A 24,701-nucleotide genomic window follows, 5' to 3' on the forward strand; every position below is an offset into this window, starting at 1 on the left:
GATAATGAAAATCAAACGTTACCTAATTACTCTTTTTTGTTTAATAATTACTTTCACTCCCATAATATCAGCTTGTCAAAATAATAATTCAACCACTGAAAATGGCGTAACAAAAATCACCTTTTGGCATGGCATTAATCCACCAGAAAATCGAGAAATTTTTAACGAACTTTTAGTTGATTTTAACAACAATAATCCTGACATAGAGGTAGAAGCATTATACATTGGGCAACCAGACGAGCAACTACCTAAAATTATCGCCTCAGTGGTGGGCAATCAACCGCCAGATATGCTTTGGTATGTGCCACAACTAACAGGAAAATTAGTAGAATTACAAGCCATTAAACCTCTACAAGAATGGTTTAATAATTCCCCGCTCAAAGAAGAAATCGAACCAGCAATGTTAGCTACTATGGAATTAGATAATAACATCTGGTCAGCGCCCTTCGCCACTAATAATACTGCTGTATTTTATCGACCAAGTCTATTTCAAGAAGCCGGAATAAATGAGTTACCCACTACTTGGGAAGAATTTGCTAATATTGCTCGAACTTTAACTAAAGATACTAATAATGATGGCAGAATTGACCAACACGGGGCATTATTAGCCCTAGGAAAAGGAGAATTTACCGTTTTTGTTTGGTTGCCATTTATTTATAGTGCCAATGGTTCAATTATGACTAATAATCAAGTTAATTTAGTTAATTCAGGAGCAGAAAAAGCATTACAATTAGGTACAGAATTAACTAAAAATAATAGTGCTATTTTATCAGCGCCCGACAGGGGATATGAATTAGATCAATTTATTCAAGGTAAAGTAGCTATGCAGATTACAGGACCTTGGACATTAGCTCAACTTAATCAAAGTGGCATTGATTTTGATGTTTTTCCTTTGCCAATTATCGAGCAACCTGCCACAGTTTTAGGAGGAGAAAATATCTTTGTTTTTAATACTAATCCTCAACGGGAAGAAGCATCACTAAAATTTTTAGAATATATTTTAAGCAGTGAATTTCAAACTGAATGGGCTTTAAAAACTGGCTATATTCCCATTAATAAAAAAGTGAAAGATAGCCCAGAATATCAACAATTTTTAGCAGAAAATCCTACCATTAAAGTATTTTTAGAACAAATGCAGTACGCCAAATCTCGACCGATTATCGCTGATTATCCCAATATTTCTGAGAATTTGGGGAGGGCGCTGGAATCTTCTTTGCTACAGCAAAAATCCCCTCAAGATGCTTTAAAAGAAGCACAAAAACGTTTAGAAATAAAAAAATAGCTGAGACTAAATCTTGAATAAAAACAGTTAATTTTTGTTGAGAGAAATCTAAAAATTCTTTGGCTCTATTAATTTGGCTTTGTGCTTCTTCTGTTGAAATTGTTTCCATTTCATCATAGTCTCCTAATAATCGTAAATCTTGAGCTTTTATTAGTAATTTTTATATTCAAAGTAATAAACCCTCTTTTTTGATATTATTAATAAATAAACTATCTTCATTTAATCTACTTTCTGAAATATAAAAACAATTAATTACAGCATCATAGTCGAGACATAAGTTACTGATAAGATTGCTATTACTTTTTATTTCTTCAACACAATTAACATTACCTTTCAAAACTACTAATATATCAATATCTGAATATTGTTGAGCATCTCCTCTTGCCTGTGAACCAAATAAAATCAAATGTGTTAATCTGTGATTATAGATTTGGATAAATTGGTTTTTTAGTGTTTTTATAATGGGTTCTAATGAATGATTTTTAACTGTTGTGGTGGTCATATTTCTTGAAAATGTTAGAGTAAATAATAACTATAATTAAGCTGTAGCAAAATCTGTATATTTACGAGTTTCAGGATCATAAAAAGCCAAAACAATTTCAGAATTTGGCACCCCTTCCCTCAATAACTCATGGGCAATTCCTTCTTGAGTCCAATCTTCTTCAATATAAATTTTACTATTTTTAATACGGATATGGACATGGATAGATTTTAAACGTTTATCTTCTCTCCAATCAACGGTTAGCCACAAATAATGATGATGATTTTCGTCAAAAACGAGACAAGTTTCATTTTTATAGTCAGGTGATTTATGTACTAATTCATCATATTCTGTTAATATTTTTTCAATTATTTTTTGATATTTTTTGATTTTATCCATGAAGTAATTTCCTCCTTTTTATCATTAAAAATAATTAAGTTTAGCTCATGATGTTGAATGACCATTTGAATAGATTTTTTTTGAAAGAAAGTATCAAAGATAGAACTTTTAATGGCTAAATAAAGTTCATAATTTTGATGAGAAAAGTTCAAAAAAGCACGATAAAGAAGATATTGCCCTAAAGCATTCTGAAAATCATTCATGGGAGAAGGACTAATGAAACTTTTAATTTCTACTACTATGATACGTTTAATACTTTCTTGATTATCAGTAATTTTTTCTGCTAGTAAATCAGCATATAGGTTATCATTTTCAAACTCAACAGTATAAGGATCGGCTATGATTAGCCAACCATCTTTTATTAAAGCATTCTTACAAACATCATGGTAAATATCTTTTTTCGGCATCAATTCAATTTTTCAATATCAATTAATTAAATCATAGACAAAAATTAATCATTGTGAGATGATAATAAGTAATAATCTGTCGTGCTTCACGGCGATAATATCAATTTAATACAGATATAAGAAAACTAAGAGGTTTAAAAAATGGATTGGAGAATTGTCGTTGTCTTGTTACCCTTGGGTGTGGCTGCTAGTTGGGCAGTTTTTAATATTGGTGCGGTGGCACTTTCTCAGTTACAGACTTTTTTAGAAAAGCGAAATCAAGGTTAGTTTTGCTTGAGGAAAATTTGTTAATAATTTGAGTGGTGAAGTGAAAAAAGTCATTCAACTGGAAACCATTGGTGCTATTGCTTCGGCTGTAGTACCAAATCAAGGTAGTATTGGTATTGTCAGACTAAGCGGTAATACTGCTTTAGCCATCGCTCAAAAAATTTTTTGTCCTTTGGGGAAGGCTTCTTGGCAATCCCATCAAGTTATCTATGGTTACGTTATCAACCCCGTTACAAATCAAACTGTTGACGAAGCCTTGCTAATATATATGCAGTCGCCACGCTCTTTTACTCGGGAAGATGTAATCGAGTTTCACTGTCATGGCGGTATTATGCCCGTACAAGAAGTGTTAGATTTATGTCTGGAAGCCGGCGCACGCCTTGCTAATGCTGGAGAATTTACCCTAAGAGCTTTTTTAAATGGTAGGATTGATTTAACTCAGGCGGAGAGTATCGCTGAGATGGTGGGCGCTAAATCCAGTCAAGCGGCGCACATCGCCTTAGCAGGAATTAGGGGTAAGTTAGCCCAACCTATTAAAAAAATTCGTCATGATTTATTAGATATTTTGGCGGAAGTGGAAGCGAGAATCGATTTTGAAGACGATTTACCACCGCTGGATGAAGAAAAAATCACCACAGATTTACAGAGTAGTTTAACTGAAGTACAACATATTTTAGCCACCAAAGAGCAAGGGGAATTATTACGCAGTGGTGTAAAAGTGGCCATTGTCGGGCGCCCGAATGTAGGTAAATCTAGTTTACTTAATGCTTGGAGTCAGTCAGATCGGGCCATAGTTACGGATTTACCCGGTACAACGAGGGATGTGGTAGAATCCCAGTTGGTGGTTAAAGGTATTCCCATTCAAGTTTTAGATACCGCAGGAATCCGAGAAACCGATGATAAAGTAGAACAAATTGGCGTTAAACGCTCTCGTTTAGCCGTTAGTGAAGCAGATTTGGTGTTATTTACCATTTCAGCGCCCGACGGTTGGACCAAAGAAGACGAACAAATATACCAAGATATTAAGGATTTGAATGTGATTTTGGTGGTAAATAAAACGGATTTAGCGCCCCTCACCGCCGTTAATTATCCTGATGGTATCAAAGCAATAGTTGCTACCGCCGTAATTAACAATGAAGGGATAAGGGCGCTGGAAACTGCTATTTTGAATAGTATTGAAACAGGAATAACACAAGCGCAAGATTTAGACATCGCTATCAATCAACGACAGGCAAGCGCCCTCACCCGTGCAAAAGTAGCCCTGACGCAGGTAAAAGAAACCATCGATAATCAATTACCCCTTGATTTTTGGACTATTGATTTACGTAGCGCCATTTCCGCTTTAGGAGAAATAACTGGGGAAGAAGTGACAGAATCAGTATTGGATCGTATTTTTAGCCGTTTTTGTATTGGTAAATAGAGCTAAAAATACCAAAGTATTATAATAATAGATTGTGTTAAAAATAGATTAAAAATAATGACGGCTATAATTTCCCCTGACTTTATTCCCCCAGTTGATCAAAATCCAGCGCCCCTCAAACTAGCCATCATGGCATCAGGAAGTGGCAGTAATTTTGAAGCTATCGCCAGTAGTATTGCCAAAGGGGAATTAAACGCCACCATTGAAGTGCTGATTTATAACAACCCCCATGCCAAAGTAAAACAACGCGCTCAAAACTATGGAGTTAAAACCGTTTTACTCAATCATCGTGATTTCCCTAGCCGTGAAAGCCTCGATCAAGCTATCGTAAAAATCTGCCAACAACATAACATTCAATGGGTAGTTATGGCTGGTTGGATGCGGATTATTACTAATGTATTACTAGAAGCATACCCACAAAAAGTAATTAATATTCATCCTAGCTTACTCCCTAGTTTTAAGGGTATTAATGCGGTAGAACAGGCTTTGACCGCAGGAGTCAAAATTACTGGTTGCACCGTTCATTTGGTCGATTTAGCGGTGGATAGTGGCAGAATTTTGATCCAGTCTGCCGTGCCAATTTTACCAGATGATACCTCCGAAACTCTCCATCATCGTATTCAAGTGCAAGAACATTTGATCATGGTACGGGCGCTACAATTAATCCAGTATTTACCGAATTAATAATTAATATTCCTCCTGTCTCCTTTTCTCCTCCTGTCTCCCTTTCTCCTCCTGTCTCCCTTTCTCCTTCTGCTTCCCTTTCTCCTCCTGCTTCCCTTTCTCCTCCTGCTTCCCTTTCTCCTTCTGCTTCCCTTTCTCCCCGTGCCAAAATCCAGCGCCCTCCACCGAAAATATTAGGGTGATTGGAAAGATTAGCACCAAGTCAACTACAATAGAGGATAATATTTAAAAGTAAAAATCTTAAAAAATATTGAGTTATGATTAACCTTGAGATCGTTTGACTGGGAAAGTCAAAAGATTAAATGGGTGCAGTAAATCCTATTATTTCATCCGTAGGATATTGATTGAGATAAAACATACACCAGATTTGATGAGTCGTTAAGCCATGAGTTCAGGGAAGCGAGAAAACCGCATATTAGCAGAACGTTATCAGTTAGTAGAGTTGATCGGCACGGGCGCTATGGGGCAAGTATATCGTGCTGAAGATACTCTCTTAGGAGGTGTGGTGGTAGCTGTGAAATTTTTGGCTCAAACTCTTCTTAACGACAAAATGCGCCACCGTTTTGAACGGGAAGCCACTATTAGCGCCCTCCTAGGGGAAAAAAGCATCCACATTATCCGAGTTAGAGATTATGGTGTGGATGATAATGAAGTGCCTTACTATGTCATGGAGTTTTTAGAAGGACAAAGTTTAAGCGAGGTTATTAAATTTCAACCTTTGCCCCTCAAACGTTTTCTTTATCTCAGTCGGCAAATGTGTGTTGGCATGGATGCCGCCCACAGTGGTATTATGCTCAAAAAAGAACTTTGTCAGGTAGTACACCGAGATATTAAACCAAGTAATGTATTAGTAATGCAAGACCCCACTCTAGGGGAATTAGTCAAAATTCTTGATTTTGGTATCGCCAAATTAGTACAAGCTAACGCTACTCAAACCCATTCTTTTATGGGAACATTGGCTTATTGTTCTCCTGAGCAAATGGAAGGTAAAGAATTAGATAATCGTTCCGATATTTACAGTTTGGGGGTGATGATGTATGAAATGCTTACCCTCGAAATGCCCATTCTCCCTGAAGCCTCATCTTTTGGGGCATGGTATAAAGCCCATCATGATTTTCCGCCACGCCCTTTTGAATCTCATCTCAAAATTCCCAAAGAATTAAAAGATGTCATTATGAAGTGTATGGAAAAATCACGGGATAATCGCCCTCAAACTGTGGCGGAAATTCTGCGAGTCATTGAAAAATTAGAAAAAGAATCTCAACCTAACTACAACAATCAGGCTACCAGCTATAGCAGTCAACAAACGGTGGTAGCTAATGGCAGAGATACCGATCAAACCGAGTTTGCCAAAACTACTCATAATCGTACGACTATTTCTAAAAGCCTAACTTGGCCCAAAAATAAACCTATCCAAAAAATTGTTTTTCCGAAAGTCGTTACCACTAGCACCAAAAATTTTCCTAGCTTGTGGGTAATGTTGGAGAAAAAAGATATTCTCAATCGCATGACGAGTATTCGTTATAATCAATTTCTTTATCTTAATTCTCCCCATCCCATGATTCTGTGGATTACGGTGATTTATAATCCTACTTACGGCGCGCGCTGGTTGCCTTGTTATCTCGATTTAAAAACGGAAACCGGGCGCCAAGTAACTAATTCTTTGGCAGAATCGGGCAACTATAAAATTCTCTTTTTTGCCCTCGAAGAACCTGAAAAGTGCCAACATAGTATGATTTCTACCATTGCCTCAAATCAGTGTCGGATTATGATCGATTGGTTAAGTACCAGTGCTAAACTTCCTAATAGTAACAACTCTAAAGACAGTAAAAAAAGGTTACGAGATGAGTTTGAAAAGCTCAAACCTCGAATTTTAGGTAAACTTAAAGAAAGCTATAAATAAATAATGGACAATGAATAATGGATAGTAAATAATTAGGGTTTGCTTAATAAATCAAAACCCTTTTCAAATAAAGGTTTTAAGCATAGCTGTAAAGGTGTCGGGTATCAGGTGTTAGGTATTAGGTTTGAAAATTACCCCTGAAACCTGCAACCTGAAGCCTGAAACCTAGTCATCTTTTAACCTTTGCCCGTTGCCCGTTGCCCTTTTCCCTTTTCCCTTCACCTCACCATTGCATTTTTTCCGCAGACTCTATTTAAAAGTAATGCCTCATGACGACTATTTTAGTTATTGACGATGATATTGCTATTAGAAACTATCTTCAAGACGTTTTGACTACAGTAGATTTTAACGTAGTGACAGCAGAAAACGCTGAAGAGGGGTTAAATATTATTCGTTATCATCGCCCTGATTTAATTCTTTGTGATGTAGCAATGCCAGAAATGACAGGTTATGATTTACTAGAATATTTACAGGATGAAATTGACCTAACTTACATTCCTTTTATCTTTTTAACTGGTAATTCTGATCCCCAAGAAATGCGCCGAGGTATGGAGATGGGCGCTGATGATTACCTATTTAAGCCTTTTAGTGTTGAATATTTACTTAAAGCTATCAATACTCGCTTAGAAAAAAGTTTAAAACTAAAGCAAAAATCTACTGAAACTCTCAAACAACTACGTCAAAGCATTAGTTTAGCCCTTCCCCACGAAGTCAACACCCCTTTGAATGGTATTGGTGCTAGTGCGCAATTACTAAAAGACTATCATGATAGTTTGAGTCAAGAAGACATTGCCGAAATTGCTGGGGTTATTTTAGAAAGCACTCAAAGATTAACTCGCTTAGTACAAAATTTCTTACTTTACGCTGAATTAGAATTAATTAGTAATGATGATGAAAAAATGCAAGTCTTACTGCAAGGTGAAAATGAATGTAGCTTGTTGAATTTAGTTCAACCTCTTGCTGTGGATATTGCATCCAAATACCAGCGCCCTTCAGACTTACAATTAAACTGTCGTGATGTTACCGTGAGAATGTCAGAAACTAACCTACAAAAAGCGTTAATGGAATTAATAGATAATGCTTTTAAATACTCCCAAGCAAAACAAAAAGTAAAAATTAATACTGACACCAGCAACTCAGTAGTCAAACTAATCATCTTCAATGAAGGAAAAGGAATGACACCAGCAGAAATCGAAAAAATAGGAGCTTATATGCAATTTCAGCGAAAAAAATATGAGCAACAAGGCTCAGGATTAGGTTTTTCCATTGCCCGTAAATTGCTGGAAATTCACGGCGGAAAAGTAACAATTAATAGTCTTGAAAGAAAATATACCCAAGTAGAAATACTTTTACCAACCGTAAACTATAAGTCATAGTAATAGAGGACGCAAGAAATCTACTACTACGCTGGTTTCTGGGTAGGAAGCCTACACCATAATCTTTGATTTGGTGTATGGTAGTTCACTTTAAAAAACTTAACATTGACAGACCATCAAGACATAACCAAGTAATAGTACCATAAGAATTAGTGCGATTACCAATTCTCAACCAAGCCCATAGAGATTTACTGGTCATCTCAAAAGCCAAGCCGACTAAAAATTAAGCAGATTCCATGAGCAATCCTAATTCTGTCGTTACAGATTTACTCAAAGTATTTCCGCAGTGGCGAACTCAAATCTATTTTAAATCTTCTCTAACAGCCTTATCCCACGCCATGGAAGATCAGGTTTTAGCCAACACCGAAGAAGCCCTAATTATTGCCTGTTTCCAACAAGAAAAATTTTATCGCCAAGAAGCGCACCGCTACCGCCGTATCGGCAGAATATCGCCCCATGTTTATGTTTTAGCAGCGCCCGAAACCGAATTTAGTAACGTTTCCGATGTGTACGAAAAAGTGGCTTTTACCCCCGAAGATGCCCTCAGTAAAGAGTGGCATTTAGTGGTTATTGCCGAAAATTACGCCAACTGCTTAATTTGTCGAGAAAAAACCCACCTTCCCAAAAGTGAATCTGCGGAATTTTCCATGGATAACAGTCGCCGTTTTGAAGGTATTTGGACATTTGATCGAGATGTCACCATCGAATCCGCCTCTATCTTATTACAGCGCATCGCTGAATATCGACCAGAATTAGCAACAAAAACTAATGAGGCTTTAAAAAAATATTGTCAAAAACCATCTCCTAAAAAAGGCAAATCCCAAAAGACTAAGGAATTTGAATCCCCTAATATTAACCCCGATCCTTTCGTACAGCGTCTGATCACCTATTTACAATCAGGACAGTACAAACTTATTAAAGCTAACCGTTTTCTTAGCAGTAAAGAGAAAAAAGAACGACTCCTTAATTCCGTCATTGACTCCATACGGCGCTCTCTCAATCCCGAAGAAATTATGCAAGTAGCCGTAGAAAAGTTGGGAGAAGGTTTAGGAGTTTGTCGTTGTGTGATTTATCGTTGCCAAGAAAGTGATCATAGTGCCGAAATTAATCACGAATTTTTAAATGACGGCATTACTTCCATCAAAGGGCAAATGTGGCCTCTGAGAAATAATCCTTTATTTAAGGAAGTATCAACCCTAGGAGAATCTATCAGTATTGATGATGTTAAACTTGACCAGCGCCCTTCTCGTAGCAAAACTTTGCAAAATTTAATTAAAACCTGTTCGATCACTTCTTGGTTAGTGGTGCCAATTCTCTATCAGGGTAAACTATTGGGCATGATGGAGTTACATCACTGTGAAGATAAACCCATTAACTGGAAAAGTGAAGATATTTCCCTCGTGAATGCCATCGCCACTCAAGTGGCTGTAGCCTTGATTCAAGCAGAATCTTACACCAATTTAGAGGACTTAAATGAACAATTAGAGGCGCTAGATCGCACTCGCTCTAATTTAGTGGCGATCACCGGTCATGAATTGCGCACTCCCCTTTCTACCATTCAAATCTGCTTAGAAAGTTTAGCCCATGAATCTGATATGCCAGAAGATTTAAGGAATATCATGTTAGATACTGCCCTCAAAGATGCGGAAAGAATGCGCAAATTAGTGCAAGATTTTATCACCCTTTCCCAACTAGAAAGCGGTAGAGTGGAATGGAATCCCGAACCATTATCCCTTGAAGAATGTATCGAATTATCTTTGTCTCATATTCGCTCCCGTCAAAGCGAGGGGAAAACTCCACTAATTAGTAATCTTGTACCAAGACAGATGCCTTTAGTACAAGGGGATGGAGAATGGTTGGTAGAGGTGTTAAGTAAACTGTTAGATAATGCCTGTAAATTTACCAATGGTGACGGTAAAATAACCATCAGTGTTGCCAATCAAACCGCTCAAAGCCTCAAAGTGACAGTATCGGATAATGGGCGAGGTATTGAACCAGAGCGCCTTGATCAAGTATTCGACCGTTTTTATCAAGAGGAAGGGGCGCTGAGGCGCTCTGCTGGTGGTACAGGTTTAGGTTTGGCAATTTGTCGGCAAATTGTGAATAATTGGGGTGGTAAAATTTGGGCAGAATCTTTAGGGAAAAATCAAGGTTGTGATTTTCATTTTACAATCCCTATTTTTGATGAAGAAACATGATTAATTAACAATTGTTAATGGATAATGGACAATGGACAATGGACAATTGATAATTAATTATTCACCTACCTATTAATTCATAATTCATAATTCATAATTCATAATTTCCTTTATGCCCTACGAAGAATTAAAAATACAAACTCCAAATCCTGTTTTATCTTGGGCTAGTCATGAGTTAGGTTGGCATGAAACCCAGATGGCTAAAAATGTCGCTTCTTTGCCTTTTGTTTACAAACACGTTGCCCTCATGCCAGATGTCCATTTGGGGAAAGGGGCGCTGGTGGGCTCAGTTATCGCTACGAAAGACGCTATCATCCCGGCAGCGGTGGGAGTTGATATTGGTTGTTTTACGGAAGATACTTTAATTCCATTGGTGGATGGTAAATCTTATCCTCTCGGAGAGTTAGCTAAAAAAGGTAGTCCTATTCATGTTTATTCTTGTACACCTAGTGGCAAAATAGTCGCCACGAAAGCGTTAGCTCGATTAACTCGCACTCAAGCGCCCCTCGTCAAGGTTGTTCTTGATAACGGTGAAGAAATTAAATGTACTCCAGATCACTCATTTATGTTGAGAAATGGGGAATATCAAGAAGCTCAAAATTTATTACCGAATACTTCTTTGATGCCGTTTTACTCTAAAGTTGATTGGGATGGATATACTTTAATTCAACAAAATTACTCAGGGCGATGGCAAAAAGCTCATTGGATAGTAGCACGATCTGGACTTTTAGGGGAAGTGCCTAAATTTGAAGGTCAGAAAACTGTTATTCATCATCAAAATTTTGAGGAAAGTAAAAGCACCTATAATCATAAAGTTATCGCAGTTATACCTTTAACGGAAACTCAAGACGTTTATTGTTTAAGTGTGCCTGAATATCATAATTTTGCACTTAAAGCAGGGGTTTTTGTGCATAATTGCGGAATGAGCGCCCTCCAAACGCCCTTTAAAGCGGATCAATTAGAAGGAAAATTAAAAAAAATTCGTCAAGATATTGAAGCTCAAATTCCTGTGGGTTTTAATGACAATAAAGATGTAGAAACTACCGTGAGTAATTGGCAGGGATGGCAAGGATTTCAGCATCTCCATGAAGGGGTGCAACGGTTAGAAGGTAAAGCATTAAAGCAAGTTGGCTCATTGGGCGGTGGTAATCACTTTATTGAGCTTTGCATCGATACGGAAAATCAAGTTTGGTTGATGTTACATTCTGGTTCTCGTCATATTGGCAATCAGTTGGCAGACTGTCACATTAGAACCGGTAAGCAGTTGGCGCGATTAGCTAATCTGAAGTTAGCTGACCCTGATTTAGCTTATTTTATCAAAGGTACGGCAGAATTTGAGGCTTATTGGCGTGATTTGCAGTGGGCGCAAAATTATGCTCGTTTTAACCGTGATGTGATGATGAGTCGTTTTAAAGCCATTGTGGAAAAACATTTGGTGGGCGGAAAAGCAACTAAACCTCTTTTAACAGTGAATTGTCATCATAATTATGCGGAGATGGAAAGTCATTTCGGTGAGGATGTCTATGTGACGAGGAAGGGCGCTGTTAGGGCGGATGTGGGTGATTATGGTATTATTCCCGGTTCCATGGGCGCTAAGTCTTTTATCGTTAAGGGTAAAGGTAATCATGATAGTTTTTGCTCATGCAGTCACGGTGCGGGGCGCGCTATGTCTCGCTCTCAGGCTAAAAAGCGTTACACTGTAGAGGATTTGATCACTCAAACCGATGGCATTGAATGCCGTAAGGATAGTGGGGTTATTGATGAAATTCCCAGCGCCTACAAGTCTATCGAGGAAGTGATGAATCAACAAACTGATTTGGTGGAAATAGTTGCCACTCTGAAACAGGTGGTTTGTGTGAAGGGTTAAGGCAAATTGATAATGGATAATGGATAATTGATAATGAGTAACAGCTTTTAAAAACTAAGACTTAATATCGAGTTAGTTTAATCAATTAAAAATAATCTTAGTTCAATTTATTGAACGAGATACTGTTGGTTCCGTGTAATTCATTACACGGTGGGAAAATTCCCAACATAGCATCTATCTGTATCAGATTATCCAAACTTGATATTAGGTTTCGACATTTAAAATAACTAAATCTTCTATACCTTTAATACTCAAATCTCCAGCTAGATAACCGATACCTCGATGAAGATGTAAGCGAAATTGGTGATTCAGGGTTTCTTCATCTAGGGGTAAGCCTTGTTCATGGCATTTTTGTTTTAATAGCAGTAATAATATATCCGCCATTTCTCCCCCAAATACCTGCCATGTCATTTCTAGGTTACTATCTGCTGGAATGGCGAAGGGCGCTGGGTTGGTTTTTTCTGCTAAAGATCGACAAAATGCCCAACGGCATAATACATTCCAATGCTCTATTTTAGTAATTCTTTTTAATTTTATTAGTTGATCTTTGGCTCTTTTTGATACTTTTATTCTTTCCATTTTATTTTTTTTACATAGGGGGTGCTGAAAAAGTATTTTAGTGAAGGTAGGGAAGAGGGAAGGGGGAAAAGTCCGAAATATTTATAAATCAAAGACTTTAGCAAAGCCGTTATTTTTAATCAGGGATACCAAAAATAGCCTTAAATAACATTATATTATATTATTTTCATTTAACATCGCTAATATTTTTTCAGCAATAAATTGATTTCCCTCTGTATTAAAATGAATGTGATCATGATATAGTTTATCTAAATTTTTATTATCTTTTAACACAGGTAAAAAATCTAAATATTTAATATTTTCTGTCATCACTAAATCTTCTAATCTTGCTCTTGCTTTTAGTTCATATTCTTTAGAATAAGGGAAAACTGTTTCCCTTTTTAAAGGGGTTAAAACTAAGAAAAATTTACAGTTATTTTTAATAGTAAAATCTTGAATACTTTTAACAGCATCTAAATTAAATTGAACTATATCTCCTTTTTCAATAAAATTATAATGAGGAGGAAAAAACTTTTCATATATTTTTTGGTAAAGTTCTTGTAATGCTAATAGCGGTTTATATTCAAAATAATTGGCTGTTTTTCCTACCTTTTCACTAGAAGGCTTAAAAGCAAATAAATCATCAGTATTCAGAACTAATACCAATATATTTGAGTTAAAAATACCGTATTTGTGTAAGTAAGCTAACTCATTTCTAGCGCCCCACGAATTAGCAGAGACGTTAAGCACTTCCACAGTATTAAAAAAAGTTTTTTGGGCAATAAATAATGTTTGTAGTAAACTGGAAATAGTTTGATTTTGGTCAGTCCACCAACCGCCATTAACGATAGAATCTCCTAATAATAATATTCTTAAATTATCTTCATTTTTATCTTTTAATTCATTACTACGCATGGAAAAACTGTTGATTTTGATTAAGTTACCATTTCTTTTAACCGTTTGATTTGGGGCAAGAAGATAACCTATTTCTTTATCCCTAATATAAATTAAAGGATTGCCAAAACCCCAAATTAATCTTAAAGTTATTTCAACGGTAATGAATACCAATATTAATCCTGTTAAGATAAGTTTAATCATAATTTGGCTCTCTTAATTTGAATATGTAAATTATTAGTTTAGGTAGAGAAAAGGGAAAAAGAAAAAGGGGATTATCAAGTAACAATTTATCAACTATAGATCGTTAATTATCTGAATGGATAAGTTCGTGTCACATTGAGGTAGAATAGAAATTTAAAAAGTATATTATATTAATTAATCCCATGAAGAAAATAATTTTATTGTTATGCTTACTAATTAGTTTGAGCGGTTGTGTGCGCTATGACGTGGGCATTAATTTCAATCAGGCTCACAATGGTGCAATAATTCAGCATATCAAATTAGGGGAACAAATTACCAGTTTTAGCCAAGCAGAGGGTAGCGCTTGGCTTAATGGTATTCAAAAACAAGCTATTAAATTAGGCGGAAAAAGTCAAAGAATTTCTAAAGAAGAATTAATAGTGACGATTCCTTTTTATAATGCTGAAGAATTGGCAGAAAAATTTAATGATTTCTTCTTATCAGAATTGAATACAAAAGTTAGTAAAAAAAATACTGATAATCTACTCGATTTGGATACAAAACTGAATATTAAACAAAATAATTTATTATTTGTGGAGCGCCAAATCTTAGATTTTTCTGCTGATTTAACTCCTTTAGGTATTATTTCTAGTGAAGGAGATATTATCATCTCTTCAGGAGATTTAATCAACTTACAATTACAGTTTAATTTTCCTTGGGGTGCAAAATTTACTACTAATGATTATCCTACTTTAACTAAAGATGATCATGGGCAATATAATCTTAGTTTAAAAGCAGGGCAAATTAATCAAGTCCAAGTTATTTTTTGGCTACCTAATTATATCGGTTTAGGTACCAGCGCCCTCCTCCTTTTCATTTTCTTGGGCTTCTTTCTTAAATATCCCCAAAAATTTAGAAGCCAACAGGGGGTTTAAACCCTTACCTTTTATCCATTGCTTACCTTGATGAGAAAAAAAAAAGAGATGTTAGTGCAAAAACCTGACAGAATTTGATATAATTTGAAAAGGGAAAGAGAGGTAACAGGTTGTAGGGGTGTATGTCTCATACGCCCCTACTCTCTTTTTTATTCTGTTTGTGAGGGAAACCACCGCCTTAGCCAGTGTTTATCACCTTGAGAGCGAATTTTTAACACCTCTTGATGGAAATAATACTTTTCCTTGTCGGATAAACCGCCACGAATAATATGCGCACTCTGCCACACTAACACAGAAGTGAGAAATCCCAGACAAAATGTAATGGCTAAAGTCGCCCAAGGATTAAACTCCATTCCCGCACGAATGGTTGCCCAAGTGCAATACTCAAGACAAAGGGAAATAGTTTCTTCCATACGCCACAACCCCCACGGCATCAAAGTTAGCCAAGAAATAATCACCAATAACCAGCGCCCTTGCAATTTTAATAAATAGAGACGGTTAATATCTTTTTCCTGTGGATGGGTATATTGATTTTGATTGTCTGTCATACTAAGAAAATTTTACTCTATGGTGGAGGGCGCCCTTCGCCAATCCCTAATATCGAATATACCATTACGATGAAATAATTTTTGCTCAAAATTATTTCCCCCAATGATTTAAAATTGAAATATAACCATCGCCTCAAAACATTGGGAGGTATAAATGTTTGTGGAAATTGAATTAGCTATCGAGACAAAAAATTTTGACCAAGCTAAAATTTTGATTGAAAAAATACCTCCCCAAGAAGAAAAACATCTTTGGCAAAACTATTATTATGGTTTGATTGCCGAAGAAAATAACAACATAATTGAAGCCGAAGAAAAATATCGTCAAGTCTTAAAAGACAGCATTTTTCCCAACCCTAATATTATCAAAAGAATTAGAGAAGGATTAGGAAGAATACAAAATATTAAAAATTTGCAAAAAGCACAAGAAAAACAGAGTTTACAGCAACAAAAAGCAGATATTTTTAACAAATTAAAAGACCATCATAACCAAGATGAATTAGCAGTTTTAATATTAAAACCAGTTAGTGTGGATGACAAAAATAATCTAGCAAAAAATTTTGCGGAAATATTAGAATTAGATATATACACAGCTAAACTACAAATACCAACTCGTCATTGGCGTTTATTGAAAACAGGAAAATGGCAAGAATTACAATCCTATTATTTAATGTTTGAGCGATTTTCTATACCCTCTTTTTGTTATCCCATTCAAGCTATCAATACCATTCAAGTTTATCAAGTTAATTATTTAGAAAGTTTCAATGATAAAATTTCTGTAATCTGTGAAAATAAAGCACAGCAAGTAATTAATTTTACTGTGGATATTAACGAAGTTAGTAGTCAAGTAGAAGCAATGTTACCTATTTTTGAAATGTCATTACATACTGATACTAAAGGTAAATTAGTGAGGAAAAAAACTACTTTAGACTATATAAATTTTTATGATTTACACATTAAAAATCAAAACTTAATTATCAGATTTAATGATAACCGTTATCAATTTGAACAGGGCAACAAAAACTTTTTAGAAGCAAAAACATCTAGGGAAAAATGGCTTAGTTTAACTAAATTTATACAGAATAATTTGAGTAATATTACTCTCTATTCAGACTATACCCCCTTTGCAGAAAGTGTCGTACAATTTCCTAAAATGTTAAAACAAATTGATGCTAAAGTACAATTATTTCGTAAAGAAGAAACTCTTTGGGATGAAGCATTTCAATTATACAGTGGCGTAGTTTTTTTAGGAGTTGATGGAAATTGACAATTATGAACTGACGTTACGCAGCTTTGAGTAATCGTAGCTTATTCATAGCTTCTTGAAGCGCTTTAATGTAGATATGACTTCTCAGGGCAAAATGATTTATTTTGTGTTTAATTTTTAAGCATTCTAATTGAAATGCTGCATATATCGACATAAAAATATGGTTACACTGAGTGCGAACACATTTGGTCTGTGAATTTGCCAAACCCGTATTAGATTTTAGGGTTTTGTGAAAAACTTCTACTTTCCACCGTTTTTGGTAGATTGTTTCTATTTCAGTTTCATTGCAGTCTAAATCACTACAGGCTAGATAAAGAATCCCGACGCTATCATCTTTGTTTGTAAAGATTTGTCGATGAAGTAAAATCGGAAATTCTACTCCATCCTCTTCCTCTTCTCTCCTTATTACCGGCTTTACCAATTGCCAGAGTTGCTTTGAATCAAAGTCCGACTCTGATAGAAACCTTGTTACTTTATCATGACTTATATTTCCTTTTAATGCTTTTGATAAACCCGTGGCTGTCACTTCATGAAAAGAGCTGATTAAATAATCGCTATAAAGTTCCATCAGTTGTTTGTTCATTTTTTTATCATACCTCTTCTATTACTCCCCTGCGTAACATCAGTTATTCATTATTAATTATTAATTATTCATTATCAATTTTGACGGCTTGGATAACTTGTAAACTGCCTCCAGCATAAAGCCTTTTTGCCTTCACATCGAAACCTTGTGCTGATAACATGGAGACTAAATCAGTTTTAATTAACCGCCATGCCGTTTGCGTTTCAAATAACCACATAAACAGCGCTAAACCCGGCAAAAAAATTAAATTTTTCGGTTGATGTAAGTCAATAAAAGTAAAAACTCCCCGCACCGACAAAACTCGGTAAACTTCTGCAAAAATTTGCCGTAACTCATCAGTGGTCATCTCATGAAGTGCCACGCTAGTATGAACAAGATTAAAACTTTCATCCTCAAAAGGTAAATTTTGAGCAAATCCTTCCACATATTTAGCTTGGGGAACATTTTTACTAGCTTCTTGGATTGCCAAAGGAGAAATATCTAATCCCGTCACATCATCGGAATATTTCACTAAAAACTGAGTAGTTTGCCCTTTACCACAACATAAATCAAGAATTTTAGTTTTTTTATGGATGTCAAGATTTTGTAAGGCGAGATTTCTAAAGCGTTTTTCACCTCCCACCGCTAAAGCCAGAGTTTTAGAAATAGTGTCGTATAACCATTGATATTTATAGCTCAAAGGACGTAAAAAAGTAGCCATAGTTAATAATTATGAATTATGAATTATGAATTATGAGTTATGAATTATTATTCAATTGATTTATAAATCAGCAAAACCGCGCTTTTTCTTTTTCTTCTTCTGTTTTTTCATGCCCTGATTACGAGAACCGGGGACGGGCGCCCCTCCCCCCAACAAACCACCTAAACCCCCCATATTAGGCATACCCGGCATACTAGGCATACCGCCTCCCATACTCATTTGTTGCATCATGGTGCGCATCCGAGTAAAATCGCTGATTAAACGAGAAACCTCTTTTTCTTGATGACCTGAACCTTTGGCAATACGGCGACGACGATTGGGAGACTTTGCTAATAACTCAGGATTTGCCCTTTCTTCCTTCGTCATGGAATTAATCATGGATTCAGTGATTTTTAACTGAGCTTCCCCCTGCTCCAGCGCCCCTGCCCCCAGTTTATTCATACCGGGTATAAGTTTCATTACCCCAGCGAAAGACCCCATATTTTTGAGCAGACGCATTTGTTTGAGGAAGTCATTAAAATCAAACTTCGCCTCCATCATTTTGCGCTGCATTTTTTCCACATCACCGATGTCTAACTCCTCTTGAGCTTTTTCCACTAAGGTGACAATATCGCCCATATTGAGGATGCGAGAAGCCATACGCTCAGGATAAAAAGGCTCTAAGGCTTCCACCTTTTCCCCTACCCCAATAAACTTAATAGGTTGCCCCGAAATCGTGCGCACCGATAAAGCAGCGCCCCCCCGACTATCCCCATCCATCTTGGTGAGAATAGCGCCCGTAATGCCGATTTCTTCATGGAAAGTACGGGTCAAATTGGCCGCTTCCTGCCCCGTCATGGAGTCCACCACTAATAAAGTTTCATGGGGCTTGACATTTTCCTTGATTTGTGCTAGTTCAGCCATCATGGCTTGATCAATTTGTAAGCGCCCGGCGGTGTCAATAATGACGGTGTCGATGCCATCTTGTTGTGCTTGGGCGACTCCTTGTCGAGCAATTTCTACGGGGTTAGCGTCACTACCTAACTGAAAAACGGGGATTTTGATTTGATTCCCTAAAGTGATTAACTGATCGATAGCGGCGGGGCGATATACGTCTGTCGCCACCAGTAAGCAAGAGCGTTTTTGTTTTTGGAGATACAAAGCTAATTTGGCGGTAGCGGTGGTTTTTCCTGTACCTTGCAAACCTGCCATGAGGATGATGGTGGGCGCTTTTTCTGCTTGGGCGAGGGGCGCATTGCTTTCCCCCATCACTTTAACTAATTCATCGTAAACGATTTTAATAAATTGCTGTTGGGGATTGACTCCTGAAATAACTTCAGCGCCCATCGCCTTTTTTTCTACTTCAGTGACAAAACTTTTGACTACCTGAAAATTAACATCTGCTTCTAATAATGCCCGTCTTACTTCTTGGAGTGCGTCTTGGATATTGGCTGAAGATATTTTACCTTGACCGCGCAAATTTTTCCATGTATCTTCTAAACGCTCTGCTAGTGCATCAAACATAGTTAATTTATTAAGTTATCGTAGTCTTTTACTGTGAATATTCTATTATAACGAGGATGACTTGAAAAGTAGTGCTATAACGAATTATGAATTATCGGGACTTAAACAAAAAATAAGGTAAACTCAAGTATCATAAAAATAATAAGACACAAAATTATTATATTGTTATGGCACAAATCAAGACAATTGGTAGCAATAGACAAATTTTTTTTGGGAAAGAGTCTGCAGGTGAAAATGTTTTAATTGATAATCCCGAATATGGTGTTTGGACTATTAAAATTGGTAAGTTTATTCTCCATAATGAACAGTGGTTATTAGACAAAGATAATGCCTTCAAACTTGATGAGGCTTTGGATTGGGCTAATAATAATAAACCTACTCAAACTGATTTAACAGAGTTAGAAAATTCTCTATTATCAAGATAAAATAAAATATCGAAATATTTATTTGTTATTAATTAAATCCCAAAAATCACGAGGGTTAAGAATAGAAATATCTCCCAGAGGATGTAAAACTAATAAATCATTATCCCCAGTAATAAGATAAGAAGCCCTACCATTTAAAGCCAAATCAATAAACTTATTATCTTTTTCATCTCGACATAAATTAACTCTTTGCATAATTGAGATACAATACCAATTTATCTTAATCCTTTCTGATAATCCATTGATCTCTTTTGGTTCGATATATTTAGAAAATTTATCTCTACTTAAAACCGATAATAATTCCGTTAAAGTATCAGTTGAATATAAGATAATTCCTTCATTCTCTCCCCTTAAAACTTGAGCAGGAATAGAATTGGGGAAAAGAATAGAACTAATGAGAATATTGGTATCTAAAACTAGGCGAAGAGAAGAATTAATCATCTGCTAATAAATCTTGTAGTTTATCTTCTGTTAAACCTTTTTCCGAAGCTCGATTTCCAATATTTGCTCTAAATTGTTGAAATTCTTGAATATTAATTCTGGTAATTCTTTGATAATTTTCTATAGACATAATAACTGCAACATCACGATTTTTTTTCTGTATAGTAATAGGTTCATATTGTGCTTGACTAATTACATTACCAAAAGTTTGTTTCGCCTCCCTAGCAGAAATAAATCGCATAACTTAATTTAACTTTTACTAATTTTGATCATAATTACAGTATAGACAAAATGGACAGAATAAATTGCACTTCAATTTTAAGGGGCGAAGGGCGCTGGTTGCTTTTTATTGATCTCAAAGGGTAAACTGAAATTTAATCCTCGTCTATTTATCATAATGTCAGCGCCCCCCACCGCCCAAGAAATCCAAAGTTTATTTAACAGTATCGCCCCTATTTACGATCAAATGAATGACTGGCTTAGTTTTGGCATTCATCGAGTCTGGAAAAAAATGACCGTGAATTGGTGTCAACCCCAAAGCGATTCTCTCGCCCTTGATCTTTGTTGTGGTACAGGCGATCTAACTTTTTTACTAGCAAAACAAATCACACAAGGTAGGGTTATTGGGGTGGATTTTTCCTCGCAACTGTTGGCGGTGGCAAGGGAAAAACAACAAAATTCCTCTCAATATCAAAATATAGAATGGTTAGAAAGTGATGTTTTAACGTTACCTTTTGCCGATAATTACTGTGATTGCGTCACGATGGGTTATGGAATGCGTAATGTGGTGGATATTCCTGCTTGTTTGCAGGAGATTAAACGGGTATTAAAACCTAGTAAAAAAGTTGCCATTCTCGACTTTCAGCGCCCTTCAAACCAGTTAATAGCTCAGACTCAACAATGGTATATTGATAATATTGTGGTCAATGTGGCGCAATTTTTTGGCTCAACTGCCCAATATGCCTATATTAACCCCAGTTTAGACCGTTTTCCCAGTGGCGACGAACAAATCAAAATTGCTCAAATAATTGGCTTTAGAGAGTCTAAATATTACCCTCTCTATGGTGGTATAATGGGAGTTTTAGTCTTAACTAAATAAATCTAGGTACTAAGTATTTGTAATAGATTGGTTAGAGACAAGGGGTGAGGGTAGATGTCTTTTTTATGTTGTATTAAGCCGATAAAAAATGTTTTTAGAAATAAACAACTGGTGGCAATTTATCCTTCCTCCCGTTGCTGGTAGTGTCATAGGTTATTTTACGAATGATTTAGCAATTAATATGCTATTTCGACCTTATAAACCTATTTATATTTTTCAAACAAGACTACCTTTTACACCCGGTTTAATTCCTCGTAATCAAGAAAGATTAGCTCAAAGGGTTTCCGATACCATTATGGGTTCTCTTTTGACTCCTGAAGAATTACAAAAACTCGCTAAAAGACTATTAGAAACGGAAAGGGTGGAGGGCGCTATCCTTTGGTTATTACAATTATCATTAAAACAAATAAAAGAGGACAAGCAACAAAAAACAGCTAAGATTTTAGCGGATATTTTAAAAGATTTATTTGGGGAATCTTTACCAAAATTATTGAAAGTTTTAGCAAGAAAAGATGATTTTTTACAAGTTCAAATTAATCAAATTTTTGATCGTATTTTATTAGAGTTTAAATTAACAACAGTTCAAGCAAGGCAATTATCAGACTGGTTATTGAAAATAGTTTTTCCTGCGGATGTATTGCGAGGGGCGCTGGTTAATTTTCTTACAGATAAAAATATCACTGTTATTGACGAAGGGTTTAGAGAAAAAACAAGCGGAACTTATTGGGTTGTAGCTAATTTATTTGGTGTTAAAAATAGTTTAAATAGATTAAGGACTTTTTGTTTAGATGAAAAAGAATTGGCTAATCAAAGAATTAAAGAGTTATTACTATCTCTAGAAGTTAATACTCGTTTACAAGAGTTTTTCTTAGGCTTATCTTTGCAAAATTTACCCGTTGCTACAGTAAAACAATTAAGAGAAACAACAGGTAAAATTATTCGTAATTATGTTCAAGAAAAAGGACTAGGATTCTTACAAGATTTTAGTACTTCTATGGACTGGCATCAAATCTCGGTCTTAATTATTAATCGTCTGCAATCTTCCCCAGTCGTTAACTCTTCTTTGGAGTTAGTAAGTAAAGAATTAGCATTAATTTTAGAGCGTTATTTAGAAGAAGATTTAGAAAAAATTGTCGCTCAAGTTATTCCTATTTTATCCATCGATCAAGTAATTATTGAACGCATTAAACAAACCTCCCCTGAAAACTTAGAAAATGCAACTCAATCCATTGTTAAAAATGAGTTACAAGCCATAGTCAATTTAGGAGGATTTTTAGGGTTTTTTATTGGTATTCTGCAAAGTTTAATTTTATTTTTCAACAGTTAGCAGTTACTAAATAGTTGATGTCGCTGAAGTTACAAAGATAGTAAAAGTGAGATGGGAAGACTTGGCAAAATTATAATTCATAACTCATAACTCATAACTTTTTAATTGTTATTCTCCCTTAACCTCTGAATCGTTACGGCGATTGCGCCATACCTGCCAAGAAGTGTAAATTAATAATAAACTCGAACCAATCACATAAACACCGCCACTGGGAAAACCAGAAAAAACAAGAGCAAAACTACCTACCCATAAGGTTAAAGAATAGATAAATAAAACCGTTAAGCGTTGAGAAATTCCTGCGGATAAAAGACGATGGTGTAAATGACTTTTATCAGCCAAAAAGGGTGATTTGCCCTGTAAAACTCGACTTAAAATCACCACGGACATATCAACGATAGGCACTGCTAAAATAATGTATGGTAAAATCACCGCTGTTACTGCTGCTGTTTTTGCCAAACCAATTACGCCAACTCCAGCAAGGAGAAAGCCGATAAAATATGAACCACCATCTCCCATGAAAATTTGTGCTGGATTGAAATTGTAACGTAAAAAACCCAGCGCCCCTCCCGCCAACGCCGCCGCAATCAAGGCTGCCGCCGGTTGATCCATAAATAAACTAACAATCAACATTACTACGGCGGCAATACCACAAACACCAGCAGCTAAACCATCTAAACCATCAATCCAGTTGATAGCATTTACCATACCCACCAGCCAAATGATGGTAACAGGTAAACTTAACCACCATTGATCGATTTGCGTTAAACCTAAGACGGGTATGGAAAGAAAATCAATGCGCACTCCTTGCCACCAAGCAAAACTAGACACTACCGACTGCACAATGAGGCGAAAACTAGGAGACAGGGTAAATAAATCATCAGTTAAACCAATTAAAAAGAAAAGACAAGCACCGATAGTAACTCCCCAAATTTCGGCATCTTTTTCTGGAGATAAAATGCCGAATCCACCCATCCACCAAACTATTAATAGGGCGGTGGTAACACCTGAGAAAATGGCTACACCTCCTATTCTAACAATTGGTGCACGGTGAACTTTCCGAGGGTCTGGTTTGTCCACATGACCACTTTTTAAACCGATGGTTTTCACGAAAGGAGTTAACCACAGTACCACATTCATGGACACGAGAAAGGCGATGAAGTGATAAGTTTCTTGGTTTGGATAGGTTTGGGGATTCATGGTCAGTTTTAAAAGTGCAGTAATGATTTATTTTTACTTTTGTCCATAATTTTAGTCGAAAAAGACAATATCTTCACTGCTATGTCCATGAGACATTAAAACTTGTGCATTAACAATGGAAATTGGTTAGTAGCGCCCTTCATCCTACACAGGAAACTAGCTTAATGATGATGACTGCAATATACCCACTCGGAAGGATAATCAACATAATATTCTTTTTTCCAAATAGGGAGACGATGTTTAATTTCATCAATGATGTAGCGCGTGGCTTGAAAGGCAGTATCACGATGGCGCGCGGTAGTAGCCACCCATACAGCCGTATCACCTAAGTATAAATGTCCACTACGATGAATCGCCACAGCGCCCATCACCTCATATTTTCCATAGACTTCTTGAATAATTTTTTCCCCTTCCTTGATGGCTAAAGCGGGATAAATTTGATATTCAAGGGATGTTACCGTTTTTCCTTCATTATTGTTTCTTACCCAACCTTCAAAAACGTTAATGGCACCGGCTTCAGTATTTTTTAATTTTTCGAGCAGTGGCTGGGAGTGAATCGGGCGCTGGGTGATACTGAATGACATAATTTTAATTAGAGGTGACAGGGAGAAGGGGAGGCAGAGGGAGAAGGGGAGAAAGGGAGAAAGGGAGGCAGAGGAGGATAATTAATTATTCACTGACGTTACGTACAATCAACATTGAAATACTAATTTTTCGTTCCCATTTAACCTCTGAAACTATTTATTAATATCTCGTTTGA

Annotated in this window: 27 protein-coding genes; 13 read left to right on the forward strand and 14 right to left on the reverse strand. The window is 36.2% G+C overall.

The genetic code is table 11. From position 1 onward, the window contains the following. The first annotated feature begins 4 nt into the window (after positions 1-4). Positions 5-1,282 (forward strand): ABC transporter substrate-binding protein, encoded by a 1,278-nt coding sequence (locus tag IGQ45_04685; GenBank protein ID MBF2056522.1) that lies wholly within the window; start codon positions 5-7, stop codon positions 1,280-1,282. Positions 1,283-1,448: 166 nt separating this feature from the next. On the opposite strand, the gene IGQ45_04690 is transcribed toward IGQ45_04685, so the two are convergent. The 3 genes from IGQ45_04690 to IGQ45_04700 are packed head-to-tail and all read right to left on the reverse strand — an operon-like array spanning position 1,449 to position 2,569. Then, positions 1,449-1,784, reverse strand: a complete 336-nt coding sequence (locus IGQ45_04690) for a nucleotidyltransferase domain-containing protein (GenBank protein MBF2056523.1) — start codon at positions 1,782-1,784, stop codon at positions 1,449-1,451. A gap of 36 nt (positions 1,785-1,820) precedes the next feature. Beyond that, positions 1,821-2,162 carry a XisI protein gene (locus tag IGQ45_04695; GenBank protein ID MBF2056524.1) on the reverse strand — a complete coding sequence of 114 codons (342 nt, stop codon included), beginning with the start codon at positions 2,160-2,162 and terminating at the stop codon, positions 1,821-1,823. Beyond that, complete coding sequence (locus IGQ45_04700) at positions 2,132-2,569, reverse strand: XisH family protein (GenBank protein ID MBF2056525.1); 438 nt, start codon at positions 2,567-2,569, stop codon at positions 2,132-2,134. Before IGQ45_04700 ends, IGQ45_04695 begins: the two co-directional genes overlap by 31 nt. A gap of 141 nt (positions 2,570-2,710) precedes the next feature. Here IGQ45_04700 and IGQ45_04705 point away from each other — a divergent pair, with 141 nt between their 5' ends. From IGQ45_04705 to IGQ45_04715, 3 genes are read left to right on the forward strand one after another with little or no spacing between them, the layout of a single operon-like run. After that, entirely contained in the window at positions 2,711-2,836 is a 126-nt protein-coding gene (locus IGQ45_04705) for a photosystem II protein Y (GenBank protein MBF2056526.1), read from the forward strand. Positions 2,837-2,876: 40 nt separating this feature from the next. Next, on the forward strand, positions 2,877-4,256 hold the full coding sequence (mnmE, locus tag IGQ45_04710; protein ID MBF2056527.1) for a tRNA uridine-5-carboxymethylaminomethyl(34) synthesis GTPase MnmE: 1,380 nt from the start codon (positions 2,877-2,879) through the stop codon (positions 4,254-4,256). 57 nt (positions 4,257-4,313) lie between these two features. After that, complete coding sequence (locus IGQ45_04715; protein ID MBF2056528.1) at positions 4,314-4,940, forward strand: phosphoribosylglycinamide formyltransferase; 627 nt, start codon at positions 4,314-4,316, stop codon at positions 4,938-4,940. Here the strand turns inward: IGQ45_04715 and IGQ45_04720 are convergent. Continuing rightward, positions 4,897-5,088 (reverse strand): hypothetical protein, encoded by a 192-nt coding sequence (locus IGQ45_04720; GenBank protein ID MBF2056529.1) that lies wholly within the window; start codon positions 5,086-5,088, stop codon positions 4,897-4,899. The genes IGQ45_04715 and IGQ45_04720 overlap by 44 nt on opposite strands. A 237-nt stretch (positions 5,089-5,325) precedes the next feature. Here IGQ45_04720 and IGQ45_04725 point away from each other — a divergent pair, with 237 nt between their 5' ends. The 4 genes from IGQ45_04725 to IGQ45_04740 all read left to right on the forward strand — a co-directional run bounded on the left by IGQ45_04725 (position 5,326) and on the right by IGQ45_04740 (position 12,284). Then, the gene (locus IGQ45_04725; protein ID MBF2056530.1) at positions 5,326-6,843 is read left to right on the forward strand and encodes a serine/threonine protein kinase; all 1,518 of its coding nucleotides are present in this window, start codon (positions 5,326-5,328) and stop codon (positions 6,841-6,843) included. Positions 6,844-7,112: 269 nt separating this feature from the next. Beyond that, complete coding sequence (locus tag IGQ45_04730) at positions 7,113-8,219, forward strand: response regulator (GenBank protein ID MBF2056531.1); 1,107 nt, start codon at positions 7,113-7,115, stop codon at positions 8,217-8,219. Positions 8,220-8,455: 236 nt separating this feature from the next. Continuing rightward, on the forward strand, positions 8,456-10,417 hold the full coding sequence (locus IGQ45_04735; protein MBF2056532.1) for a GAF domain-containing protein: 1,962 nt from the start codon (positions 8,456-8,458) through the stop codon (positions 10,415-10,417). Between the two features lie 112 nt (positions 10,418-10,529). Further along, on the forward strand, positions 10,530-12,284 hold the full coding sequence (locus IGQ45_04740) for an RtcB family protein (protein ID MBF2056533.1): 1,755 nt from the start codon (positions 10,530-10,532) through the stop codon (positions 12,282-12,284). A gap of 204 nt (positions 12,285-12,488) precedes the next feature. Here the strand turns inward: IGQ45_04740 and dndE are convergent, their stop codons facing one another. After that, positions 12,489-12,863: a DNA sulfur modification protein DndE gene (gene dndE / locus IGQ45_04745; GenBank protein MBF2056534.1), complete on the reverse strand. Its 375-nt coding sequence runs from the start codon at positions 12,861-12,863 to the stop codon at positions 12,489-12,491. Positions 12,864-13,013: 150 nt separating this feature from the next. After that, positions 13,014-13,940, reverse strand: coding sequence for an SGNH/GDSL hydrolase family protein (locus IGQ45_04750; protein ID MBF2056535.1), 927 nt, complete (start codon positions 13,938-13,940; stop codon positions 13,014-13,016). 182 nt (positions 13,941-14,122) lie between these two features. Here IGQ45_04750 and IGQ45_04755 point away from each other — a divergent pair, with 182 nt between their 5' ends. Then, entirely contained in the window at positions 14,123-14,854 is a 732-nt protein-coding gene (locus IGQ45_04755) for a DUF3153 domain-containing protein (protein ID MBF2056536.1), read from the forward strand. Positions 14,855-15,003: 149 nt separating this feature from the next. Here the strand turns inward: IGQ45_04755 and IGQ45_04760 are convergent, their stop codons facing one another. Next, positions 15,004-15,402 (reverse strand): hypothetical protein, encoded by a 399-nt coding sequence (locus tag IGQ45_04760; GenBank protein MBF2056537.1) that lies wholly within the window; start codon positions 15,400-15,402, stop codon positions 15,004-15,006. A 154-nt stretch (positions 15,403-15,556) separates the two neighbouring features. Between IGQ45_04760 and IGQ45_04765 the strand changes: the two genes are divergently transcribed. Then, positions 15,557-16,666, forward strand: coding sequence for a tetratricopeptide repeat protein (locus tag IGQ45_04765; GenBank protein MBF2056538.1), 1,110 nt, complete (start codon positions 15,557-15,559; stop codon positions 16,664-16,666). 16 nt (positions 16,667-16,682) lie between these two features. On the opposite strand, the gene IGQ45_04770 is transcribed toward IGQ45_04765, so the two are convergent. From IGQ45_04770 to ffh, 3 genes are all read right to left on the reverse strand, one after another. Continuing rightward, positions 16,683-17,249, reverse strand: a complete 567-nt coding sequence (locus tag IGQ45_04770; GenBank protein MBF2056539.1) for a hypothetical protein — start codon at positions 17,247-17,249, stop codon at positions 16,683-16,685. A gap of 64 nt (positions 17,250-17,313) precedes the next feature. Then, complete coding sequence (locus IGQ45_04775; protein MBF2056540.1) at positions 17,314-17,949, reverse strand: class I SAM-dependent methyltransferase; 636 nt, start codon at positions 17,947-17,949, stop codon at positions 17,314-17,316. Between the two features lie 60 nt (positions 17,950-18,009). Beyond that, positions 18,010-19,452 (reverse strand): signal recognition particle protein, encoded by a 1,443-nt coding sequence (gene ffh, locus IGQ45_04780; GenBank protein ID MBF2056541.1) that lies wholly within the window; start codon positions 19,450-19,452, stop codon positions 18,010-18,012. A 167-nt stretch (positions 19,453-19,619) separates the two neighbouring features. On the opposite strand from ffh, the gene IGQ45_04785 reads away from it, so the two are divergent. After that, on the forward strand, positions 19,620-19,877 hold the full coding sequence (locus IGQ45_04785) for a hypothetical protein (protein ID MBF2056542.1): 258 nt from the start codon (positions 19,620-19,622) through the stop codon (positions 19,875-19,877). A gap of 18 nt (positions 19,878-19,895) precedes the next feature. On the opposite strand, the gene IGQ45_04790 is transcribed toward IGQ45_04785, so the two are convergent. Together IGQ45_04790 and IGQ45_04795 are read right to left on the reverse strand one after the other, a co-directional pair. Further along, positions 19,896-20,318 (reverse strand): putative toxin-antitoxin system toxin component, PIN family, encoded by a 423-nt coding sequence (locus IGQ45_04790; protein ID MBF2056543.1) that lies wholly within the window; start codon positions 20,316-20,318, stop codon positions 19,896-19,898. Beyond that, a complete protein-coding gene (locus IGQ45_04795; protein ID MBF2056544.1) occupies positions 20,311-20,559 on the reverse strand; it encodes a type II toxin-antitoxin system Phd/YefM family antitoxin in 249 nt (82 codons plus the stop codon). The genes IGQ45_04790 and IGQ45_04795 overlap by 8 nt, the downstream gene beginning before the upstream one ends. A gap of 156 nt (positions 20,560-20,715) precedes the next feature. Between IGQ45_04795 and ubiE the strand changes: the two genes are divergently transcribed. Together ubiE and IGQ45_04805 are read left to right on the forward strand one after the other, a co-directional pair. Beyond that, entirely contained in the window at positions 20,716-21,417 is a 702-nt protein-coding gene (ubiE, locus tag IGQ45_04800) for a bifunctional demethylmenaquinone methyltransferase/2-methoxy-6-polyprenyl-1,4-benzoquinol methylase UbiE (GenBank protein ID MBF2056545.1), read from the forward strand. A gap of 88 nt (positions 21,418-21,505) precedes the next feature. Continuing rightward, on the forward strand, positions 21,506-22,744 hold the full coding sequence (locus tag IGQ45_04805; GenBank protein MBF2056546.1) for a DUF445 domain-containing protein: 1,239 nt from the start codon (positions 21,506-21,508) through the stop codon (positions 22,742-22,744). A 108-nt stretch (positions 22,745-22,852) separates the two neighbouring features. Here the strand turns inward: IGQ45_04805 and IGQ45_04810 are convergent, their stop codons facing one another. Both IGQ45_04810 and IGQ45_04815 read right to left on the reverse strand, forming a co-directional pair. Further along, on the reverse strand, positions 22,853-23,941 hold the full coding sequence (locus IGQ45_04810; GenBank protein MBF2056547.1) for an undecaprenyl/decaprenyl-phosphate alpha-N-acetylglucosaminyl 1-phosphate transferase: 1,089 nt from the start codon (positions 23,939-23,941) through the stop codon (positions 22,853-22,855). Between the two features lie 161 nt (positions 23,942-24,102). Continuing rightward, positions 24,103-24,534 carry a molybdenum cofactor biosynthesis protein MoaE gene (locus IGQ45_04815; GenBank protein ID MBF2056548.1) on the reverse strand — a complete coding sequence of 144 codons (432 nt, stop codon included), beginning with the start codon at positions 24,532-24,534 and terminating at the stop codon, positions 24,103-24,105. Positions 24,535-24,701 lie beyond the last annotated feature (167 nt).

The organism is Cyanobacterium sp. T60_A2020_053 (genome assembly GCA_015272165.1).
Classification (GTDB): domain Bacteria; phylum Cyanobacteriota; class Cyanobacteriia; order Cyanobacteriales; family Cyanobacteriaceae; genus Cyanobacterium.

Excerpts from the sequence above, each read along its gene's own strand:
- IGQ45_04685 (MBF2056522.1), top strand. The coding sequence starts at position 5 with ATGAAAATCAAACGTTACCTAATTACTCTTTTTTGTTTAATAATTACT.
- IGQ45_04690 (MBF2056523.1), bottom strand. The coding sequence starts at position 1,784 with ATGACCACCACAACAGTTAAAAATCATTCATTAGAACCCATTATAAAA.
- IGQ45_04695 (MBF2056524.1), bottom strand. The coding sequence starts at position 2,162 with ATGGATAAAATCAAAAAATATCAAAAAATAATTGAAAAAATATTAACA.
- IGQ45_04700 (MBF2056525.1), bottom strand. The coding sequence starts at position 2,569 with ATGCCGAAAAAAGATATTTACCATGATGTTTGTAAGAATGCTTTAATA.
- IGQ45_04705 (MBF2056526.1), top strand. The coding sequence starts at position 2,711 with ATGGATTGGAGAATTGTCGTTGTCTTGTTACCCTTGGGTGTGGCTGCT.
- IGQ45_04715 (MBF2056528.1), top strand. The coding sequence starts at position 4,314 with ATGACGGCTATAATTTCCCCTGACTTTATTCCCCCAGTTGATCAAAAT.
- IGQ45_04725 (MBF2056530.1), top strand. The coding sequence starts at position 5,326 with ATGAGTTCAGGGAAGCGAGAAAACCGCATATTAGCAGAACGTTATCAG.
- IGQ45_04730 (MBF2056531.1), top strand. The coding sequence starts at position 7,113 with ATGACGACTATTTTAGTTATTGACGATGATATTGCTATTAGAAACTAT.
- IGQ45_04735 (MBF2056532.1), top strand. The coding sequence starts at position 8,456 with ATGAGCAATCCTAATTCTGTCGTTACAGATTTACTCAAAGTATTTCCG.
- IGQ45_04740 (MBF2056533.1), top strand. The coding sequence starts at position 10,530 with ATGCCCTACGAAGAATTAAAAATACAAACTCCAAATCCTGTTTTATCT.
- dndE (MBF2056534.1), bottom strand. The coding sequence starts at position 12,863 with ATGGAAAGAATAAAAGTATCAAAAAGAGCCAAAGATCAACTAATAAAA.
- IGQ45_04750 (MBF2056535.1), bottom strand. The coding sequence starts at position 13,940 with ATGATTAAACTTATCTTAACAGGATTAATATTGGTATTCATTACCGTT.
- IGQ45_04755 (MBF2056536.1), top strand. The coding sequence starts at position 14,123 with ATGAAGAAAATAATTTTATTGTTATGCTTACTAATTAGTTTGAGCGGT.
- IGQ45_04760 (MBF2056537.1), bottom strand. The coding sequence starts at position 15,402 with ATGACAGACAATCAAAATCAATATACCCATCCACAGGAAAAAGATATT.
- IGQ45_04765 (MBF2056538.1), top strand. The coding sequence starts at position 15,557 with ATGTTTGTGGAAATTGAATTAGCTATCGAGACAAAAAATTTTGACCAA.
- IGQ45_04770 (MBF2056539.1), bottom strand. The coding sequence starts at position 17,249 with ATGAACAAACAACTGATGGAACTTTATAGCGATTATTTAATCAGCTCT.
- IGQ45_04775 (MBF2056540.1), bottom strand. The coding sequence starts at position 17,949 with ATGGCTACTTTTTTACGTCCTTTGAGCTATAAATATCAATGGTTATAC.
- ffh (MBF2056541.1), bottom strand. The coding sequence starts at position 19,452 with ATGTTTGATGCACTAGCAGAGCGTTTAGAAGATACATGGAAAAATTTG.
- IGQ45_04785 (MBF2056542.1), top strand. The coding sequence starts at position 19,620 with ATGGCACAAATCAAGACAATTGGTAGCAATAGACAAATTTTTTTTGGG.
- IGQ45_04790 (MBF2056543.1), bottom strand. The coding sequence starts at position 20,318 with ATGATTAATTCTTCTCTTCGCCTAGTTTTAGATACCAATATTCTCATT.
- IGQ45_04795 (MBF2056544.1), bottom strand. The coding sequence starts at position 20,559 with ATGCGATTTATTTCTGCTAGGGAGGCGAAACAAACTTTTGGTAATGTA.
- ubiE (MBF2056545.1), top strand. The coding sequence starts at position 20,716 with ATGTCAGCGCCCCCCACCGCCCAAGAAATCCAAAGTTTATTTAACAGT.
- IGQ45_04805 (MBF2056546.1), top strand. The coding sequence starts at position 21,506 with ATGTTTTTAGAAATAAACAACTGGTGGCAATTTATCCTTCCTCCCGTT.
- IGQ45_04810 (MBF2056547.1), bottom strand. The coding sequence starts at position 23,941 with ATGAATCCCCAAACCTATCCAAACCAAGAAACTTATCACTTCATCGCC.